The organism is Novosphingobium sp. SG754, from assembly GCF_013149315.1.
GTDB classification, from domain to species: domain Bacteria; phylum Pseudomonadota; class Alphaproteobacteria; order Sphingomonadales; family Sphingomonadaceae; genus Novosphingobium; species Novosphingobium capsulatum.
Genome location: NZ_JABGCC010000001.1, coordinates 84638 through 102177, shown reverse-complemented (window position 1 = coordinate 102177; position 17540 = coordinate 84638). Strand labels below are relative to the sequence as shown.

21 protein-coding genes are annotated in these 17540 nt (G+C 66.6%); 3 read left to right on the top strand and 18 right to left on the bottom strand.

The window, feature by feature from the left end; translation table 11 throughout:
* Window positions 1–79: 79 nt before the first annotated feature.
* Window positions 80–340 carry a hypothetical protein gene (locus tag FHW97_RS00510; RefSeq protein ID WP_171797734.1) on the top strand — a complete coding sequence of 87 codons (261 nt, stop codon included), beginning with the start codon at window positions 80–82 and terminating at the stop codon, window positions 338–340.
* Window positions 341–420: 80 nt separating this feature from the next.
* Here FHW97_RS00510 and FHW97_RS00505 read toward each other — a convergent pair whose 3' ends face one another.
* The 3 genes from FHW97_RS00505 to rplU all read right to left on the bottom strand — a co-directional run bounded on the left by FHW97_RS00505 (window position 421) and on the right by rplU (window position 1801).
* The gene (locus FHW97_RS00505) at window positions 421–984 is read right to left on the bottom strand and encodes a GNAT family N-acetyltransferase (protein WP_054132264.1); all 564 of its coding nucleotides are present in this window, start codon (window positions 982–984) and stop codon (window positions 421–423) included.
* A 227-nt stretch (window positions 985–1211) separates the two neighbouring features.
* Entirely contained in the window at window positions 1212–1481 is a 270-nt protein-coding gene (rpmA, locus tag FHW97_RS00500; RefSeq protein WP_171795508.1) for a 50S ribosomal protein L27, read from the bottom strand.
* A 23-nt stretch (window positions 1482–1504) separates the two neighbouring features.
* On the bottom strand, window positions 1505–1801 hold the full coding sequence (gene rplU, locus FHW97_RS00495) for a 50S ribosomal protein L21 (protein ID WP_022678098.1): 297 nt from the start codon (window positions 1799–1801) through the stop codon (window positions 1505–1507).
* Between the two features lie 227 nt (window positions 1802–2028).
* Between rplU and FHW97_RS00490 the strand changes: the two genes are divergently transcribed.
* Window positions 2029–2583 carry a hypothetical protein gene (locus FHW97_RS00490; RefSeq protein WP_022678097.1) on the top strand — a complete coding sequence of 185 codons (555 nt, stop codon included), beginning with the start codon at window positions 2029–2031 and terminating at the stop codon, window positions 2581–2583.
* 4 nt (window positions 2584–2587) lie between these two features.
* Here FHW97_RS00490 and FHW97_RS00485 read toward each other — a convergent pair whose 3' ends face one another.
* The 10 genes from FHW97_RS00485 to FHW97_RS00440 form a co-directional block, all read right to left on the bottom strand.
* Window positions 2588–3037 (bottom strand): molybdenum cofactor biosynthesis protein MoaE, encoded by a 450-nt coding sequence (locus tag FHW97_RS00485; RefSeq protein ID WP_022678096.1) that lies wholly within the window; start codon window positions 3035–3037, stop codon window positions 2588–2590.
* Window positions 3038–3042: 5 nt separating this feature from the next.
* Window positions 3043–3858, bottom strand: a complete 816-nt coding sequence (locus tag FHW97_RS00480; RefSeq protein WP_171797733.1) for a ferredoxin--NADP reductase — start codon at window positions 3856–3858, stop codon at window positions 3043–3045.
* Window positions 3859–4125: 267 nt separating this feature from the next.
* Window positions 4126–4362, bottom strand: a complete 237-nt coding sequence (locus FHW97_RS00475) for a MoaD/ThiS family protein (RefSeq protein ID WP_022678094.1) — start codon at window positions 4360–4362, stop codon at window positions 4126–4128.
* A gap of 5 nt (window positions 4363–4367) precedes the next feature.
* Window positions 4368–5375: a GTP 3',8-cyclase MoaA gene (moaA, locus tag FHW97_RS00470; protein WP_171795222.1), complete on the bottom strand. Its 1008-nt coding sequence runs from the start codon at window positions 5373–5375 to the stop codon at window positions 4368–4370.
* Window positions 5372–6136 carry an SDR family oxidoreductase gene (locus tag FHW97_RS00465; RefSeq protein WP_171797732.1) on the bottom strand — a complete coding sequence of 255 codons (765 nt, stop codon included), beginning with the start codon at window positions 6134–6136 and terminating at the stop codon, window positions 5372–5374. Before FHW97_RS00465 ends, moaA begins: the two co-directional genes overlap by 4 nt.
* Complete coding sequence (locus tag FHW97_RS00460; RefSeq protein WP_022678091.1) at window positions 6133–6507, bottom strand: dihydroneopterin aldolase; 375 nt, start codon at window positions 6505–6507, stop codon at window positions 6133–6135. The genes FHW97_RS00465 and FHW97_RS00460 overlap by 4 nt, the downstream gene beginning before the upstream one ends.
* A 49-nt stretch (window positions 6508–6556) precedes the next feature.
* Entirely contained in the window at window positions 6557–7447 is an 891-nt protein-coding gene (locus FHW97_RS00455; protein ID WP_171797731.1) for a class I SAM-dependent methyltransferase, read from the bottom strand.
* Window positions 7447–8877, bottom strand: coding sequence for a threonine synthase (gene thrC / locus FHW97_RS00450; protein WP_171797730.1), 1431 nt, complete (start codon window positions 8875–8877; stop codon window positions 7447–7449). The genes FHW97_RS00455 and thrC overlap by 1 nt, the downstream gene beginning before the upstream one ends.
* 88 nt (window positions 8878–8965) lie before the next feature.
* Window positions 8966–9571 (bottom strand): SURF1 family protein, encoded by a 606-nt coding sequence (locus FHW97_RS00445; protein WP_171797729.1) that lies wholly within the window; start codon window positions 9569–9571, stop codon window positions 8966–8968.
* Window positions 9571–9960: a DUF983 domain-containing protein gene (locus FHW97_RS00440; protein WP_171797728.1), complete on the bottom strand. Its 390-nt coding sequence runs from the start codon at window positions 9958–9960 to the stop codon at window positions 9571–9573. Before FHW97_RS00440 ends, FHW97_RS00445 begins: the two co-directional genes overlap by 1 nt.
* A 99-nt stretch (window positions 9961–10059) precedes the next feature.
* Between FHW97_RS00440 and FHW97_RS00435 the strand changes: the two genes are divergently transcribed.
* The gene (locus FHW97_RS00435; RefSeq protein WP_370525308.1) at window positions 10060–11835 is read left to right on the top strand and encodes a DUF885 family protein; all 1776 of its coding nucleotides are present in this window, start codon (window positions 10060–10062) and stop codon (window positions 11833–11835) included.
* A 21-nt stretch (window positions 11836–11856) separates the two neighbouring features.
* On the opposite strand, the gene FHW97_RS00430 is transcribed toward FHW97_RS00435, so the two are convergent.
* The 5 genes from FHW97_RS00430 to FHW97_RS00410 form a co-directional block, all read right to left on the bottom strand.
* Window positions 11857–13290: a HAMP domain-containing sensor histidine kinase gene (locus FHW97_RS00430; protein ID WP_022678084.1), complete on the bottom strand. Its 1434-nt coding sequence runs from the start codon at window positions 13288–13290 to the stop codon at window positions 11857–11859.
* The gene (locus FHW97_RS00425; RefSeq protein WP_022678083.1) at window positions 13290–14021 is read right to left on the bottom strand and encodes a response regulator; all 732 of its coding nucleotides are present in this window, start codon (window positions 14019–14021) and stop codon (window positions 13290–13292) included. The genes FHW97_RS00430 and FHW97_RS00425 overlap by 1 nt, the downstream gene beginning before the upstream one ends.
* Before the next feature lie 18 nt (window positions 14022–14039).
* The gene (locus tag FHW97_RS00420; protein WP_158271907.1) at window positions 14040–14729 is read right to left on the bottom strand and encodes an EF-hand domain-containing protein; all 690 of its coding nucleotides are present in this window, start codon (window positions 14727–14729) and stop codon (window positions 14040–14042) included.
* 468 nt (window positions 14730–15197) lie between these two features.
* Window positions 15198–15575 (bottom strand): VOC family protein, encoded by a 378-nt coding sequence (locus FHW97_RS00415; protein WP_028658330.1) that lies wholly within the window; start codon window positions 15573–15575, stop codon window positions 15198–15200.
* A gap of 64 nt (window positions 15576–15639) precedes the next feature.
* Complete coding sequence (locus FHW97_RS00410; RefSeq protein ID WP_054132315.1) at window positions 15640–17439, bottom strand: aminopeptidase P family protein; 1800 nt, start codon at window positions 17437–17439, stop codon at window positions 15640–15642.
* Window positions 17440–17540 lie beyond the last annotated feature (101 nt).

Sequence of the window (17540 nt, the reverse complement as noted above, 5' to 3'; positions counted from 1 at the left end):
GATTGGCACGAAGGTTGCTGATCGGGGTGGCGAGAAGTCCGGCGGATCGCCAACCCAGCATGGAGACAAGGGACAACGCATGCTCCGCAAGATTGGCCGCCTCTTCCTGATCAAGAATCGCTTCGAGGCGTTTGCGGTGATTTATGCGTTGGCCCTGGGCGCGGTAGAACGGGGGCAGGCTTATCTCACGCGCTTTCCCGGCTTTGGTGGCAAGCTGCTGTTCCTGGCCACGACCTGCGCGGTGTTCATGGCCGGCGCAAAGATTCTCGATTGCCTCAAGTTTGAACAGGCCCGCGCGGCGGAAAAGGCTCCCGAGCCAGAGGCTGCTCCACCTGGCTGATCACTCTCACGCGGCTGGTGGCATGCGCTGCAACGAAAAAGCCTCTTCGGCCCATGGCAGAAGGGGCTTTTCCTTTTTCGTCAGGCGGCCAGGCGACGATCCCCATCGCAATTGCCAGGCGGATCGAGATCCAGGGCATAGCCGAGCGTGGGCGCCACACCGTCGCGGGCCCGGCTGGCGCCAGGGCGAATCTCGCCGGTGGAGCGGAAGCCCAGCTTGGCCAGGACCCGGCCCGAGGCGGGATTGTCGAGGAAGTGGCGGGCCGCCACACGGCGATGGCCCAGCGTGGCCGCCAGCGTCAGCACTGCCCGCGCCGCCTCGGTGGCAAAGCCACGCCCCCAGTGGGCACGGGCCACCCAATAGCCGAGCAGCGGCGCCGCGCCGGGCGGGCCGTGCTCATCGGGCATCAGGCCCACGCTGCCAATCAGTTGCGCGCCTTCGGGGCCTGGCAGGGTAACGAAGAAATGCGGATAGCGGCCGTCCTGCGCCAGGGCAGCAAAGGCCCGCGCATCATCGGCACGATAGGGCCAGGGCGCCCGCGCCAGATGGCGCACCACCGCCTCGTCATCAATCAGGGCATAGAGTTCGGCCCAATCCTCGGGCCAACCCGGCCGCAGGAACAGCCGCTCGCTGCGAATGAACATCGGTAATCTCCAGTCAACCGCTCCCTTTCGCCGGATGCTTATGCACTTTCCGATGACAGGGATATTGCGTGCTGCGCCAAGTGCTTCGGTTTTCGAGGCAAATGGCGCCGTTGCGGATGAGGGAGACAAAGAAAAAGGGAGATGGGGCAAGGCCCCTCTCCCTCGTTCAGCCGGCGCGAAACCGGCGGGGCCATCCCATCAGGATGGCCCTTGGCATGACCATCCGCTTATTCGGCGGCTTCGGCCATAACGTCGACCGACACGTACTTGCGGCCAAGCTTGCCGGCGTGGAAACGCACGCGGCCGTTGGCAAGCGCAAACAGGGTGTGGTCCTTGCCGAGGCCAACATTGGCGCCGGGGTACACGCGGGTGCCGCGCTGACGGATGATGATGTTGCCGCCGACCACGTCCTGGCCGCCGAACTTCTTCACGCCAAGGCGCTTGGACTGCGAGTCGCGACCGTTGCGCGACGAGCCGCCTGCTTTCTTATGTGCCATCTCTGCTTACTCCGAACTGGCGCTCAGGCGACCGACACGATGCGCAGCAGAGTCATCTGCTGGCGGTGGCCGTTCTTGCGGCGATAGTTGTGACGGCGGCGCTTCTTGAACACCACGACCTTTTCCGACTTGGCTTGGGCGATGATTTCCGCCGAAACGGTAATGGCCGAAGCGTCGGCCAGTTCGCCATCCTTGCCAGCCAGCAGGACGTCACCGAGGGTGATGGTTTCACCGGCTTCGCCAGCCAGCTTTTCCACCGCGATCTTATCTCCGGCGGCCACCCGATACTGCTTGCCGCCCGTGCGCACAATTGCGAACATGGTTCTGCTATCCGTTTCAAATGCCTGACCCACCAAGCACCCCGATCGGCCAATTCCGAATCGCGGACAGCGGGCAATGTGCCGGTTCCCCGCAATCATGCGAAGCCCCGGAAAGAGCGGCGCGGATAGTCCAAGCGGGCCGGCATGTCAACGCCGGGGAAGTGGGAAATGCGCGAAGCAGGGCCCCTACCGCTGGCCATTGGCCGCCCACGTGCTATGGCACCGCCATGGCTTGCCTGTCCACTCGCTTCCTCGCCCTGCAACGGCTTTGCCTTGTTGGCCTGATCGCCGCCCCTGCCCTGGTCCTGGGCGGCTGCTCGCCCGATCGCGGGCGTTTTCCCTCGCTGGCGATTCGCCCTGCGGAACGCGCGTTTGGCCAGGCCAAGGCCGCGCCAGCCGATGCGGCGGCAGCAGCGCCGGCACCGATTCCCGCCGATGCCACGCTGCCCCAGCGCCTGGCCGCACTGGAAGAGCGTGCACGCGAGGCGGATGCCCGATTCATCGCTTTGGTGCCCGAAGCCACCCGCGCTGCCGCGCGTGCGCACAATGCCGCCAATGGCAGTGAGACCTGGAACCTGGCCCAAGTGGCGCTGGCCCGCCTCGAATCGGCGCGTAGCGACACCGCGATCGCTCTGGCTGATCTCGATCAGATGGCGACGGAAGCTGAAATCGCCGCTGTCGACCATCCCGGCCCCGATGCGGCGCATGTGATCAATACCCGCGATTCGGTTGCCGCGCGCGTGGCGCAGCAGGATAGCGTGCTGGCGCAGTTGAAGGGCTGACGCCCTACCAGCGCGCGCGGTCGGCCAAATCCTGGGTGCGCGGTTCGATCCAGCGCCAGCCGGACGCGGTCTTTTCCCGCTTCCAGAACCAGCTGTCGCTCTTGAGGTGGTCCATCACGAAATCGGTGGCGGCAAACGCCTCGCGCCGGTGGCGGGCGGCGGCGGCAACCATTACGATCGGATCGCCCGGCAGCATCACGCCATGGCGGTGGATCACCAGCAACCCTTCCAGGCTCCAGCGCGCCAGGGCCGTGGCCGCCAGCGCTTCCATCCCCGGCAGGGTAAGCGGGGCATAGTGGCGCAACTCCAGCGCCTCCACACCATCCCCATCGCCATCGCGCACTTGGCCCAGAAAACTGACAACCCCGCCAGCGCCGCCAAACCGCCCGGTAAAGGCAGCAAGCAGCGCGGCGGGGTCAAACGCCGCATCGGTGAGACGGACGTCTGCCGTCATGCCGATCAGCCGACGAACGCGCGTTCGATCACGAAATCGCCCGGCTTGGCGTTGGAACCTTCGACAAAGCCCATGCCTTCGAGCAGCGCGGCGAAGTCCTTGATCATGTCCATCGAGCCGCACAGCATGACGCGGTCGGTGGCGGGATCGAGGCGCGCCTCGCCGGGAATGCCCTCGAACAGCACGCCGCTTTCGATCAGCTTGTCGATGCGCACGTTGTTCTTGAACGGCTCGCGTGTGACGGTGGGCACATAGTGCAGCTGCTGCGCGGCCTGTTCGCCCACCAGCGGGTCTTCCGCAAAGCCGCTCGACAGCTCTTCGTTGAACGCCAGCTCGCTGACCTTGCGCACCGAATGCACCACGACGACCTGTTCATAGTATTCATAGACATCGGGATCGCGCGCCAGCGACAGGAACGGCGCCAGGCCGGTGCCGGTCGACAGCATGAACAGGCGCTTGCCCGGCAGCAGAGCATCGGTCACCAGGGTGCCGGTCGGCTTCTTGCCAAGATAGATCTGGTCGCCCGGCTGAATCTTCTGCAGGCGCGAGGTCAGCGGACCATCGGGCACCTTGATCGAGAGGAATTCCAGTTCCTCGGCCCACGCCGGGCTGGCCACCGAATAGGCGCGCAGCAGGGGGCGGCCGTTGTCGCCCTGCAGGCCGATCATCACGAATTCGCCCGAGCGGAAGCGGAACGAGGCCGGACGGGTCACGGTGAAGCTGAACAGACGCTCGTCCCAGTGCTTGACCGTGAGCACGGTTTCCACCGTGGCTGCGGCCGTGGGTTCGAGCGTGGCGACTTCCACCTGGGGCTGAGACATCGAAATGGCTTTCCTTGGCAATCGGCCCCGCACCCGCGATGGGATCAGGCCATGGGGCCGGGCAAGCTGGCCCGGCAAGCGCCGTTCCCATACGGATGCCGGGGCGCGCTGTCAAAAACCTGCCCTGCGAAAATAGCTTTCAGGGTCTAAAGTGGGTGGCATTGCGCACGGCGCCCTTCGACAGGCTCAGGGCGAACGGGGGGTAAGCCAACCAGCCGGAAGTCCGTTCGGGCTGAGCTTGTCGAAGCCCCCAAAGCCCCCGCCGCCTCAGCCGCCGCTCACCGGTGGCAGGAACGCAATTTCGTCATCCTCGCCCAGCACCATCGCTTCGCTTTCGCCCACCAGCTTGCCATTGAGCGCCCAGCGCACCCGCTCGCCCAACAAGTCGAGCGCCAGCGCAGGGTCGAGCCCGGCGAGGATATCGGCAAGCGGGCCAGGCGTGACAGCCATTTCCGCACAGCCGGCGCGGTCTTCCAGGCGGCCGAGAAACACGAGCTTGGCCATGGCGATCAGCCCCCGGTCGTCGACATATGGCGCGAAACCGCTGGGGCAGCACCAGCGCGGTCGATGGCAAAGGCGTGGCGTTCCTGCTTTTCGCCCATGGCGCGGGCAAAGGCATCGGTCAGCGCGGCATCGGGATCGTCAGAGCGCAGCGCGGCGCGCAGGTCGACACGCCCTTCCCCGCCCAGGCACATGTAGAGCTGGCCCGTGGCCGTAACCCGTACGCGGTTGCAGGTGGCACAGAAATTGCCCGTCAAAGGCGTGATGAAACCCAGCCGACCGCCGGTTTCGGCAATATCGACATAGCGCGCCGGCCCACCCGTGCTCACTGCGTTGGGCACCAGCGTCCAGCGCTGTTCCAGATCGCGGCGCACGGCATCGAGCGGGAGGTAATGATCGAGGCGATCTTCCTCGACATCGCCCAGCGGCATCACTTCAATCAGCGTCACGTCATGACCCTGGCCATGGGCCCAGGCGATCAGATCGGGCAATTCGTCCTGGTTCACGCCCTTGAGCGCCACGGCGTTGAGCTTGACCTTGAGGCCAGCCGCCCGCGCGGCCGCCAGGCCTTCTAGCACTTGGGGCAGGCTATCGCGCCGAGCCAGCGCGGCAAAGCGGCTGCGGTCGAGCGTATCAAGCGACACGTTGATGCGGCGCACGCCGGCTGCCACCAAATCGTCGGCAAATTCGGCCAGCCGGGTGCCATTGGTCGTCAGCGTCAGTTCCTGGAGCCCGCCCCCGCCCAGGTGGCGGCCCAGCGCGCGTACCAGATCGACCATGTCGCGCCGCACCAGCGGCTCTCCGCCGGTCAGGCGCAGCTTGGTGACGCCGCGATCGATGAACGCACGCGACACCTTGTACAGCTCTTCCAGGCTCAACACCTCGGCACGCGGCAGGAACGTCATGCGTTCGGGCATGCAATAGGTGCAGCGCAGGTCGCAGCGGTCTGTCACCGACAGGCGAAGATAGGTTATGGCCCGCGCAAAGCGGTCAACCAGAGGCGCGGGCGCTGTCATCGCTCGAGATATACGAAGTCCCGAGGGTAGGATTCAAGGCTTGCGCCGGCATCGACGAAAAGAGTTTGTCCGGTCACCGCGCGCGCCGTCGCCAGATAGTGCACGGCATCGGCGATTTCATCGGCCCCAGGCAGCCGCTTCAAGGGCATGATCTCTTCCAGGCGGTGCCACTGATCGGCGTCATAATCCTGCGTCGGCAGGATCAGCCCTGGCGCCACGCCGTTGACCCGCACGCGCGGCGCCAGCGCGCGCGCCAGGGTGCGCACCGCGGCATGCAGCGCCTGCTTGGACAGGGTGTAGCTCAACTGGTCGGGCACCGGGTTCTGCACGCGCTGGTCGAGAATATTGACCACGGCGCCTTCGTCCTCACCCAGCGCCTCGGCAAAGGCACGGGTCAGCAGCAGTGGCGCAAACAGATTGACGCCGAAATGCTGATCCAGCGCCTCGGGTGCGAGGCTGGCGATCGTGTCGTCCTGAAACAGCGACGCGCAGTTGACCAGAAGGCGCGGTGCCTGGCCGGCGCGGGCGATGACATCCGCCAGCATCGCGGCCGGAAAGGCGCTATCGCCCAGATCGCCTGCCAGGGGATGCACCGTCGCGCCCAGCCACTGCAGCTGGGCGGTGAATTCGGGATCGAAGGTGTGCGCATGGTGCGCGTGCAGCGCCAGGTCCCAACCCTCCTGCGCCAGCTTGCGGGCAATCGCGGCCCCGATTCGGCGCCATCCGCCAGTGACCAGCGCCAGCGGGCGTGGCGCGCTCATCCGCGGCGGGCGCGGGTAAGCGTCATGCCGATATCTTCTCCAGCCTCGCTGATGGCGAGCTTCACGATTTTCACTTCCACCTGGGTCACCCGCGCATCCTGTACGAACAACGTCTCACAGATGTGGTCTGCAACCGATTCGATCAGTTGGAAATGCACATCTTTGGGCAATCCGTCGCTCGCGGCGTGCTTGAGGTCCATGTAGTTCTTGCTCGCGGTCAGCGGGCAATCGGCCGTGTAGCGGTCCTGGGGACGCAGCCAGGCACGGATGGAGATCCGCAGGGGCTGCGGACGGCCGGTCTCTTCCGAATAGATCCCGGTCAGGACATCGGTTTCGACATTGGCGACTTCGAGGATCAGGCTGTCAGACACGCGCGCGCCATTGGCACTTGGCCGCGCGAATGTCCAGCATCAGCCGCGCTTATGCCGCGCGGTTCCACCGTGCGAAAATCGCCGTGGGCAGCACGCGCCCGCCCGGTCCTTCCTCGGCCAGGGCCAGATCGCCATGCTCGATCGTGCCGGGCAAGTGCGCCAAAGCCTCGGCCAGCAAGCCGCCAATGGCGAGCGAGGACATGCGCACGGCATAGACCGTCAGGAACAGGAAGCTGCTGTTGGCATCGAGCAGGCGGGCGCAATCGGCGATCAGGCCGGGCAGGCTTTCTTCCAGGCGCCACACTTCGCCTTCCGGCCCACGACCGAACTTGGGCGGATCGAGGATGATGCCATCGTAGCGCTTGCCCCGGCGCACTTCGCGCGCGGTGAACTTGGCCGCATCGTCAACGATCCAGCGCACCGGGCGGCCATCCATGCCCGAAAGCGCGGCATTGGCGCGGGCCTGGGCGACCGACTTTTTCGAGGCGTCGACATGGGTAACCGGGCCAAAGCGCGACAGCGACAGCGTGCCGACACCGGTATAGCCGAACAGGTTGAGCGTGGCGGCATCGTCACGCCCGGCCAAGCGTTCGCCCATCCAGTCCCACACCGGCGCCATGTCGGGGAAAAAGCCCAGGTGACGGAACGGCGTGCAGCTGGCGGTGAACTGCACCGCGTTCCACGCCAGCGGCCAGCCTTCGCGCGGCACCTGGCTGTCAAACAGCCAGCGCCCGCCGCCATCCTCGTCGGAACCGGGCACGAATTCGCCGTCGGCGGCCCATTCGCCCAGCGCCGGCGCCCACATCGCCTGGGGTTCAGGGCGGATGAAGCGATGCGGGCCATAGCGCTCAAGCTTGCGGCCATGGCCCGAATCGATGAGGGCGAAATCCCCCCAAGGCGATCCCACCATCAACTGCGGCTGGAGCGTAAGCACGGCCATCAGGCGTCCTTCTTGCCGATCTTGGGCCCGATCTTGGGTGTCGCGCGCTCGGTTACGTAGGCTGCCACGGCCTCATACGTGCCGGGCAGGTGGTCGCAGCGTTCCTGCCGTTCGAACAGATCGCCCACCCGCGCAGGCAGCGGCGGGCGCACGCCGGTGGCGCGCTCCACCGCATCGACGAACTTGGCGGGATGGGCGGTGGCCAGGGTCACCACCGGCACATCGGTCGGCAGCCCTTCGGCCACGCGCGCGGCATGCAGGCCGATCGCGGTATGTGGATCGAGCACTTCGCCGGCTGCCTCATAGGCCCAGCGCATGGCCTGGGCCATCTGTGCGGGATCGCAGCGCGCGCTGGTGAACAGGCCGCCGATCGCTGCACGCTGGGTATTGGTCAGTTGCAGCGCCTTGGTGGCATCGAACTGCTGCATCTGCGCAGCGAGGACCGCAGCATCGCGCCCGCAGGCATCGAACAGCAGGCGTTCGAAATTGGACGAGACCTGGATATCCATCGACGGCGCCGCCGTGGGCGTAACCGTGCTGGCCGAATAGTCCCCAGCCGACAGCGCGCGGTGGAGAATGTCGTTGATGTTGGTGGCCACGATCAGCCGCTCCACCGGCAGGCCCATCTGCGCCGCGACATAGCCGGCGAACACGTCGCCGAAATTGCCGGTCGGCACCGAGAAGGCCACCTTGCGGTGCGGCGCGCCCAGTTGCAGCGCGGCGGCGAAATAATAGACCACCTGCGACATCAGCCGCGCCCAGTTGATCGAATTGACCGCAGCAATGCCATAAGTGCCAGTGATCGCGGCATCGTTGAACATGCGCTTCACCATCGCCTGGGCATCGTCAAAGCTGCCGTCGATGGCGATATTATAGACGTTGGGCGCGATCATCGTGGTCATCTGCCGGCGCTGAACATCAGACACGCGGCCGTGGGGGTGCAGCATGAAGATATCGACCTTGGCGCGGCCGGCCACGGCGTCGATCGCGGCAGAGCCAGTATCGCCCGAGGTGGCGCCCACGATGGTCAGGTGATCCTCGCGCCGGGCCAGGAATTCCTCGAACAGCAGGCCCAGCATCTGCAAGGCCACGTCCTTGAATGCCAGAGTCGGGCCGTGGAACAGCTCGAGCACCCATTGCCGCTCGTCGAGTTGCTTGAGCGGGGTGACGGCGGCATGGGCAAAACGGCCATAGGCCTGGCCGGTCAATTCACGCAGGCGTTCGGGCGAAAGGCTGTCGCCCACGAAAGGCGCCATGATCCGCGCGGCCAGTTCGGCATAGGGCAGGCCAGCCATGGCGGCGATCTCATCATGGCTGAACTGCGGCCAGGCTTCGGGCACGTAGAGGCCACCGTCGGACGCGAGGCCCGCCAGCGTGACGCCTTCGAAATCGAGCGAGGCGGCCTGGCCCCGCGTGCTGACATACTTCATCGCCAATCCCCGTGTGCCGCGCCCACCGCAAGGGCAGCGCCCAATCATCACCGGCACGCCATCGCGCGCGTTGTCGTCAGCGCGGCGCCTAGCGCCCCGGGGGCATCGTGACAACCACCGCCGCGCCTTTCGCGCGCCGGCGCAGGGCCAGGGCATAGATCACCAGCGCTACCGCGGCGAACAGGAACCACTGCACCGCGTAGGCCAGGTGGTTGTTGGGAATGCCAGACGGATCAGGCGCGGCATTGGCGCCCAGGCCGGCAAGCGGCGGATCGGCAACCAGGCGGGTGATCTTGTGGAACGGGGCGATTCGGCCCGTGACCCGCCCACCATCCCATTGCGGCGGATGCGGATCGCGCGACCAGCCCAGTTGCACCAGCGCGGGCATGCCACCCGGCGCCTGGCAGTGGGCAATGTGCACATAGCCGCTTTCACCCGCAGCATTGCGGCCGCCCACCGAATCCCACAGGCCAGGCTGCACCCGGCAATCGAACGTGGCGCGACGATAGAGCACGGCCTTGCCATCGCCAGGCACCGGAAACGGGACGGGCGCGGGATTGACCAGCGCGGCGGCAAAGCGCGCCAGCAGCGCCTCTTTCTGCACCTTGCGCTGCAATTGCCAGAAACCCAGGCCGATCATCACCGCCACGGCCAGCAGCACGATCACGGTGGGCAGCACGGGAACGCGCCGCATCAGCCCTGCCCTCGCGGTGCCACACGCGCGGCTAGCACGGCGGCGCGCACAGCACGCACTGCAAGGCCCACCAGCAATGCGCTCGCCGGACCCCAGACCAGCGGATAGACCCACAAGGGCAGGCGCCAGATATCATCGACCCGCAGCGCGGAAAACACCAGCAGTGCCACCAGCGGGATGACCACCGGATAGAGCGCGCGCCCGCTTGCCTCGTGCACGGCCAGCGGCTCGCCACAGGCGCGGCAGTGGTCGTTGAGCTTGGGCGGCTCCCACACCCGGCCGGCCCAGACCATGCCGGGCGTATTGCAAGCCGGGCACGTGCCGTGGCGCGCCACCTGCCACCAGCCTGGCCCGGTGGCCGATCTGCTGCTCCCGCTGTTTTCGCTCATGATCATCGGGATAGCGCCCGCGCCCGGTCCGGTCCAGCTTGCACATGGGCCATTTCCCACGCTACCCGGTTGCATCTGCAACAGGAGTATCGTGCCGCCGTGACCGTTCATCGTCTCCCGCTGCTGGCCGCTCTCTTGCTTGGCGTGGCCCTGCCAGCCCATGCGCAGGCGCCTGTCCCCGCGGTTGCTGCCAGTGCTTCCGCGGACGCCGCGTTCTATGCCCTGGCCGATGCTGAATGGACCTGGCGCCAGGCGCAGTTTGGCGATGGCGAGAACGACGATCGCCCCAGCTATCGCCTGCCCGATGTAAGCGCTGCCGCTCAGTCCGCGCGCGAGGCGCGCTGGGCGCAAACGCTGAAAGCGCTGGGCGCCATCGACCAGGGCGCGCTCTCGCCGGCCGCGCGCGTCAACTATGCGATCTATCGCTACCAGATCGAAACGCTGCTTTCGGCGCAGCGCTTTCACGAGTGGGAAAAGCCGCTCAATTCAGACACCACGTTCTGGGGCAACCTGGCCGATACCGCACGCACGCCGTTCCGCAACGAAAGCGAAGCGCGCGCCTATATCGCCATGCTGCATGCCGTGCCGCGCTATTTCGCGCAGCAGATGGCCAACATGAAGGCGGGGCTGGCACGCGGATTTACCGCGCCGCAAGTCACGCTCAAGGGCCGCGATCTGTCGCTGCTGCCGATAACGGACGCCAAGACCGCCGATGCCAACCCGTTCTTCGAGCCGTTCAAGGCCCTGCCTGCCAGTATTCCGCAGGCCACGGCCAAGGCCCTGACCGACGAGGCACGCACGGCGATCACCAGCGAAGTCGTGCCGGCGCACCGCGCCCTGCTCGCCTATCTGCGCAGCGATTATCTGCCCCATGCCCGCACCGGCCTTGCCGCCCAGGGCCTGCCCCAAGGGAAAGACTATTACCAGGCGCAGATCCGCGAATATACCACCACCGACCTGACGCCCGACGCGATCCACCAGATCGGCCTGGCCGAGGTGGCCGGGATCCGTGCGCAGATGCAGGAGATCATGACACAGGTGGGCTTTACCGGTGACCTGCCCGCGTTCCTGGCCAAGCTGCGCAGCGATCCGCAGTTCGTTGCGAGCAGCCCTCAAGATCTGATCAACCGTGCGGCATGGATCGCCAAGACGTTCGACGGCAAGGCAGCCGACTGGTTTGGCCGCCTGCCGCGCAAGCGCTTTGCCATTCGCCCGGTGCCCGCCGACATTGCCCCGTTCTATACCGCCGGGCGCGGCGGGCCGGGCGTCTATCTGGTCAACACCTGGAACCTGCCAGCACGCCAGCTCTATTCGCTGCCCGCCCTCACCCTGCACGAAAGCGCGCCAGGCCATGCGTTCCAGATGTCATTGGCATCGGAAAACAAGGGCCTGCCGGCCTGGCGCCAGCGCACCTACATCTCTGCCTATGGCGAAGGCTGGGCGCTCTATTGCGAAAAGCTGGGGGTGGAGATGGGCATCTACACCACGCCCTATGAACGCTTTGGCATGCTGTCGTACCAGATGTGGCGTGCGGCGCGGCTGGTGGTCGATACCGGCATTCACGCCAAGGGCTGGACGCGCGAACAGGCGCTGGCCTTCCTGCACGATAATACCGCCCTGTCGGATCACGAGATCGAGACCGAAACCGATCGCTATATCGCCTGGCCCGGCCAGGCGCTGAGCTATTACCTGGGCGAAATGGCCATCGTGGAGGATCGCGCCCGCGCGGAAAAGGCGCTGGGCGACAAGTTCAACATCCGCGCCTTCCACGATGCCGTGCTCGAGCTGGGCTCAGTGCCGCTGCCTGTGCTGCACGCCCGGATCGATCGCTTCATCGCCGAGGGTGGCAAGGGTCCCTATCCTGACGAGGAATGAGGCAAAACCGTGCCGGCGCGGTCAGGCTGCCAGCGGCAGACGCAGCGTGGCAACCAGGCCCACGACCTGGCCCGCGTGCCAACGGTTGGCGAGGACGAGCGAGCCGCCGTGCTGGTCGGCAATCGCGCGGGCCAGCGTCAGGCCCAGGCCCGTGCCGCCGGTCGCGGTATTACGCGAGGCCTCCAGCCGGGTGAACGGCTCCAGCATGCGCAGGATATCGCCTTCGGGAATGCCCGGGCCATCGTCCTCGATGCGCAGCACCGCCTCCCCGTCTTCGCGCGCCAGTGACACGCGCGCCCGCTGGCCATAGCGCAGCGCGTTGGACACCAGGTTGCGCATGGCGCGGCGCAGCCAGGTGGCGCGCAGCGGCAGAACGATGCGCACGGTGTCTTCCAGCGTCACATCCTCGCCCATATCCTCGTATTCGCCCATGACATCGGCGACGAGGGCCGAAAGCTCGGTGGTCTCCAACGGGTCAGACGGACGGCCAACCCGGGCGAGCGAGAGAATGTCGTCGAGCGAGCGGTTGATATCCTCGATCGTGGCGGCCATGCGGGCGCGCTCGTTCTCGTCCTCCACCGCCTCGATCCGCACGCGCAGCGCGGCCAGCGGCGTTTTCAAATCGTGGCCGATCGCGCCCAGCATCACGTCCTTTTCATCGAGCAGACCAACAATGCGCGCTTCCATGGCATTGTGGGCCACGATCAGGCGGCGGATATCATCAGGCCCCTCGGGTTCGAGCTGGCCATCGGCATTGCGTTCGCGGGCAAAGGCTTCCACTCGCCCGGTCAAGGCCTTGAGCGGCCGCGCAATGCGCCGCAGGATCAGCGCCACCGCGCCAACCAGCACGAAATAGAGCAGCACCGTCTGCATCAGCAGCGAGAGGATCACTTGGCGCTCATTGGCCGGCGAAAGGATGCGCGCAGTGAGCCAGGTGCCATCGGGCCGCTGGATCGAGGCGATGATCAGGCGCGCTTGCGGCCGATGATCGCCAAAGCTTTCCAGCCGCTTGCTGACATCGCCAAACCACGCCCCAACAATCGCATCCGCCTGGGGATCGCGCTCCACCACCAAGACCTGGCGATGGACCAGACCCTGGGTTTCCAGCACATCATGCAACGCGCTCGCCACGTCGCTGCGCTGGCGGTCGCCCGGCCGCTCTGGCGAAGTGGCATCGACGCGCACGCGCAAAGGGCGCGGCAGGCGCCAGATATCGTCAGGCGGCGGCCCGTGCGGGCGGCCGTCAGGCGGGCGGTTTTCGCGTGGTGGCTGGCCGATCAGGCGAAATGCCGCCTCGTTCACGGTCAGTTGCACGCGCCGCTCGTTCTGTTCGCGCCAGATCAGCGCGGCCGAAAGCCCCTGCGCCACCAGCAGCGCCAGCGCGATCGCCAGGAGCATCTGCCCCTGCAGGCTGCGCGGTGCGCGCGATATGGTCCAGGCAGGCCAGCGCAGCATCAGTCGCGGCCTGCCACCTTGCGCACTTCGGTCGCGAGCATGTAGCCGCCGCCCCACACGGTCTGGATCAGTTGCGGATTGCGGCTGTCTTCCTCGATCTTGCGGCGCAGGCGGCTGATCTGGTTGTCCACCGCGCGATCGAACAGATGCGCCTCGCGGCCCTGGACCATGTCGAGCAGGCGATCGCGATCGAGCACCTGGCGAGGATGATCCAGAAACGCCATGAGCAGGCGAAATTCGGCCGAGGAAATGGCGACGACCGCGCCTTCGCGATCGGTCAGCCGGCGCTTGAGCGGATCGAGCGTCCAGCCTTCGAATTCATAGACCAGCGCTTCGGGGGCATCGACGGCCACGCGCGCGCTGCGCCGCAGGACCGAGCGTATCCGCGCCACCAGTTCGCGCGGGTCGAACGGCTTGACCACGTAGTCGTCAGCGCCAATCTCGAGGCCGACGATGCGGTCGGTGGATTCGCCCTTGGCGGTGATGAAGATCACTGGAAGCGCCCGGCTTTCGGCCAGGTGCCGGCACAGCGACAGGCCATCCTCGCCCGGCATCATGATGTCGAGCAGCACGAGGTCGAACATTTCTCCCGCGATCCGCGCGCGGGCTTCCGCCGCGTTGCCCGCCTGGACCACGGCAAAGCCCTGGCGAACCAGATAGTCCGCCAGCACTTCGCGCAGGGCTGCTTCGTCGTCGACCAGAAGGATGCGGGTTACCGCTGCCTCGCTCATACCTGCGCTGCCCGGTGATCAGTTGCCGGCCGGCGGGGGCGGCGGCGGGCCGTCCATGCGCTCGCCATCGCGCCAGCGCGGACCGCCAGGGCCGCCTTTCCCGCCCCAGCGGTGGCCCTCACGGCCAAATGCGGCGCGGATTTCTTCGCGGGTAAGCTTGCCATCATGGTTGGTATCGGCCCTGTCGAATTGCGATTTGACCGCCGCATCATACGCAGCGCGGGTCACCGCGCCATCCTTGTCACGCAGGGCAGCGTGCAAAACCGCGCCAAACCCGCCCATGCGCATGCCGTGCCAGCCGTGGCGCCCGCCTTCGGGGGCCATGCCGCCCGGTGGTGGTGGCGGCGGCATGTCGCCATCACGGCCAGCCATGGGGGGCATGCCCGGCTTCATCATGTGATGCTGCGCCATGAATTCGGCGCGGCTGATCACACCATCGTGGTTGGTGTCGATCGCATCGAACCGCTGCGCGAGGCGCGCATCGCGGTCGGCCTGGTCGATCTTGCCGTCCTTGTTCACGTCCATCCTCTGCCACAGGGCATCGGCTTGCGCCTGGGCCTGCGCCCAGGTGATGCCACCATCGCCCATAGCGCGGCCAGGCGCAGCGGGATCGGCCTGTGCCGGCGCGGAGGCTGCGGCGGCATAGAGCGCGCCAGCCCCCGCGAGGGCGGCAAGGGCCCCACCAAGGCCAAGGACGCTTTTCTTCATCTGGGCAAACTCCGGACAGACAAGGGCACCGATCGCCATTGATGACGGTATCGGCACCGCAAAAGACCTGGGGGATGAGGAAGCTGCGGCGCCGCCATGCCGAAAGAGGCTAGGGACTAAGGGGGAGGGACACCCCTTCCGGCCGTGGGGACTGAAGTGGCGGGCACCGCAGCTTCCATGGCTCATTGTATAGGCCGTGGATGTCGCGCGATTATGTCGGGACAGGGGGTATTTTGTCGCCAATTGTCGCATCATTTCGGCAGGGGACCACGCTTCCCGCCTGACCCAACTATCTATCCAAACCAATAACTTGAAATAGTTAAATGCTCGGTGAAAACCGCCAAAGCCGCTGCATCTCCGGCAATTGTGGCGGGTGATTGTCCAGGCCGTGAAATAAGACCGATACATTCACGGCAAACGGCGCGAAGCCCCCTTCCCCGCCCGCGCCGCTGTGCCGGGTTGTGCGGCTCAGGACGTGCCCATCACGAAGGCATTGAGCTTGTTGCCATCGGGATCACGAAAATAGGCAGCATAGAACCCGCCATCACCGCGCGGGCCAGGAGCGCCTTCACAGCTGCCGCCATTTGCCAGGGCCAGGGCGTGCAGCCGATCGACCTGCGCCGGCTCCTTGGCTTCGAACGCGACCATGACGCCATTGCCCACGGTGGCCGGCTGCCCATCGAACGGCTTCATCAGCGCCACCCCGGCGGCGCCACCGGCCGTACCCCAGGCAATCGCCCCGGGCCATTCGAACATGCGCCCCGTGCCCAGTTCGGCCGCAAGCGCGTCGTAGAACGGTGCCGCCCGCTCCAGATCGTTGGTTCCCAGGGTGACATAACCGATCATCATCGCTCTCCTTGCAGCGAGTCGCCACCACAAGAACGTATCATGAACACAGCCGATCGCAAGATCAGATGGGCGCGCAGGCAGCCTCCAGCCAGGCGCGGTCTTCACCCTCGAGCAGCGGCGCCAGCAGCGCCTGGGTGCGCGCGTGATAGTCGTTCCACCACGCCCGCTCGGCCGGGGTCAGCAGGGCAACATCCACCAGTGCGCGGTCGATCGGGACGAAGGTAAGCGTTTCGAACCCGCAGAACGCGCCTTCCGCACCGGCGATCATGCGCTCTTCCACCAGGATCAGGTTCTCGATGCGGATGCCGTATTCGCCCGCCTTGTAATAGCCCGGCTCGTTGGACAGGATCATGCCGGGCAGCAGGCCCTGCCCGGTGCCGGCCTGCGCGCCCGATGCCTTGGCAATGCGCTGCGGCCCTTCATGCACCGCCAGGAAGCTGCCCACGCCATGGCCGGTGCCATGGGCATAATCGAGGCCGGCCGCCCACAGGAACTGGCGGGCAAAGCTGTCGAGCGCGCCACCAGGCGTGCCCTGCGGAAACACCGCCTGGTCCAGCGCGATATGGCCCTTGAGCACGCGGGTAAAGCGGTCCTTGACCTCGGCCGGCGCCTCGCCCGGCCCGATCCACACCGTGCGGGTGATATCGGTAGTGCCATCAAGGTACTGCCCGCCCGAATCGACCAGATAGACGCTGCCCGGCGCGATCGCGCGGTTGGACTGTTCGTCCACGTGATAGTGCGGGATCGCCGCATTGGGGCCGGCGCCCGAAATGGTGTCGAACGACAGGTCCTTGAGCAGGCCGGTCTTCTCCCGCTCGGCATGGAGGCGCGCGGCAGCGGAAAGTTCGGTTTCACCGCCCTTGGGCGCGGTCACCGACAGCCAGTGCAGGAACCGGCTTACCGCCGCGCCATCACGCGCCTGGGCGGCGCGGTGACCGGCCTGTTCCACCGGGTTCTTGCGCGCCTTGGGCAGCACGGTGGGATCGGTGAGCGTGAGAACCCGCGCTTCCGCCCCTTCCAGCGCGCGGAACACGGCCGCGACCGCGCGTTCCGGGTCGACCGCCACGGTCTTGCCCGCCAGCGCCGTCAGTGCCGGCACGAATGCCGCGCGATCCTGTACGCGCACGGCATTGCCCAGGTGCGCCACGAGCGCGGCATCAACCTTTTCGGGCGCAATGAACAGATCGACTGTGCCATCGGCATGGGCCACCACGAACGAGAGCGCCACCGGCGTGCGATCGACATCGGCGCCGCGCATGTTGAGCAACCAGGCCACGCCATCGAGCGCGGTGACCACTGCCGCGTCGGCGCCGTTGTCCGTCAGCCACTGTGCCAGCATGGCGCGCTTTTCAGCGACGCTTTGCCCGGCGTGGGCGTCGGCATGGGGCACGGCCAGCGCCGCCGAGGGCGCGGGCCGGTCCTGCCACACAGCGTCGATGGGATTGCTGTCCACGGCCACCAGGCTGGCGCCCTTGGCTTCCAGCGCCTTGGCCACGCCATCGGCCCAGGGCTTGGCATGCAGCCAGGCATCATAGCCGATCCGCGCGCCGCGCGCCGCATGCTCGCCCAGCCAGGCTGCCGGGCTGGTCTGCGGCACGGACTGGTATTCATAGAGCCGCCCGTCCACCTGCTCGCGCACCTGGATGGTATAGCGCCCATCGACGAAGATCGCCGCGCGATCCTTGAGCACCACCGCCGTGCCGGCCGATCCGCCAAACCCGGTGAGCCAGCCGAGCCGCTGCGCATAGCCGCCGACATATTCGCTCATGTGCTCGTCGGAAATCGGGATGACGAAGCCATCCAGCCCGCGTCGTCCCAGCTCGGCGCGCAGTGCTTCCAGGCGGGCTTCGTGGGTTTGCATCAACATGGCGGGGCGTCCTTGGGCGTAATGGGCAGGTAACTGGTTGGCATTGTAACCACCTGATGCGGCAGACGCCAGAGGCGCGCCTTGCAGGCCGGGCA

Excerpts from the sequence above, each read along its gene's own strand:
- FHW97_RS00510 (WP_171797734.1), top strand. The coding sequence starts at position 80 with ATGCTCCGCAAGATTGGCCGCCTCTTCCTGATCAAGAATCGCTTCGAG.
- FHW97_RS00505 (WP_054132264.1), bottom strand. The coding sequence starts at position 984 with ATGTTCATTCGCAGCGAGCGGCTGTTCCTGCGGCCGGGTTGGCCCGAG.
- rpmA (WP_171795508.1), bottom strand. The coding sequence starts at position 1,481 with ATGGCACATAAGAAAGCAGGCGGCTCGTCGCGCAACGGTCGCGACTCG.
- rplU (WP_022678098.1), bottom strand. The coding sequence starts at position 1,801 with ATGTTCGCAATTGTGCGCACGGGCGGCAAGCAGTATCGGGTGGCCGCC.
- FHW97_RS00490 (WP_022678097.1), top strand. The coding sequence starts at position 2,029 with ATGGCTTGCCTGTCCACTCGCTTCCTCGCCCTGCAACGGCTTTGCCTT.
- FHW97_RS00485 (WP_022678096.1), bottom strand. The coding sequence starts at position 3,037 with ATGACGGCAGACGTCCGTCTCACCGATGCGGCGTTTGACCCCGCCGCG.
- FHW97_RS00480 (WP_171797733.1), bottom strand. The coding sequence starts at position 3,858 with ATGTCTCAGCCCCAGGTGGAAGTCGCCACGCTCGAACCCACGGCCGCA.
- FHW97_RS00475 (WP_022678094.1), bottom strand. The coding sequence starts at position 4,362 with ATGGCCAAGCTCGTGTTTCTCGGCCGCCTGGAAGACCGCGCCGGCTGT.
- moaA (WP_171795222.1), bottom strand. The coding sequence starts at position 5,375 with ATGACAGCGCCCGCGCCTCTGGTTGACCGCTTTGCGCGGGCCATAACC.
- FHW97_RS00465 (WP_171797732.1), bottom strand. The coding sequence starts at position 6,136 with ATGAGCGCGCCACGCCCGCTGGCGCTGGTCACTGGCGGATGGCGCCGA.
- FHW97_RS00455 (WP_171797731.1), bottom strand. The coding sequence starts at position 7,447 with ATGGCCGTGCTTACGCTCCAGCCGCAGTTGATGGTGGGATCGCCTTGG.
- thrC (WP_171797730.1), bottom strand. The coding sequence starts at position 8,877 with ATGAAGTATGTCAGCACGCGGGGCCAGGCCGCCTCGCTCGATTTCGAA.
- FHW97_RS00445 (WP_171797729.1), bottom strand. The coding sequence starts at position 9,571 with ATGCGGCGCGTTCCCGTGCTGCCCACCGTGATCGTGCTGCTGGCCGTG.
- FHW97_RS00440 (WP_171797728.1), bottom strand. The coding sequence starts at position 9,960 with ATGAGCGAAAACAGCGGGAGCAGCAGATCGGCCACCGGGCCAGGCTGG.
- FHW97_RS00430 (WP_022678084.1), bottom strand. The coding sequence starts at position 13,290 with ATGCTGCGCTGGCCTGCCTGGACCATATCGCGCGCACCGCGCAGCCTG.
- FHW97_RS00425 (WP_022678083.1), bottom strand. The coding sequence starts at position 14,021 with ATGAGCGAGGCAGCGGTAACCCGCATCCTTCTGGTCGACGACGAAGCA.
- FHW97_RS00420 (WP_158271907.1), bottom strand. The coding sequence starts at position 14,729 with ATGAAGAAAAGCGTCCTTGGCCTTGGTGGGGCCCTTGCCGCCCTCGCG.
- FHW97_RS00415 (WP_028658330.1), bottom strand. The coding sequence starts at position 15,575 with ATGATCGGTTATGTCACCCTGGGAACCAACGATCTGGAGCGGGCGGCA.
- FHW97_RS00410 (WP_054132315.1), bottom strand. The coding sequence starts at position 17,439 with ATGCAAACCCACGAAGCCCGCCTGGAAGCACTGCGCGCCGAGCTGGGA.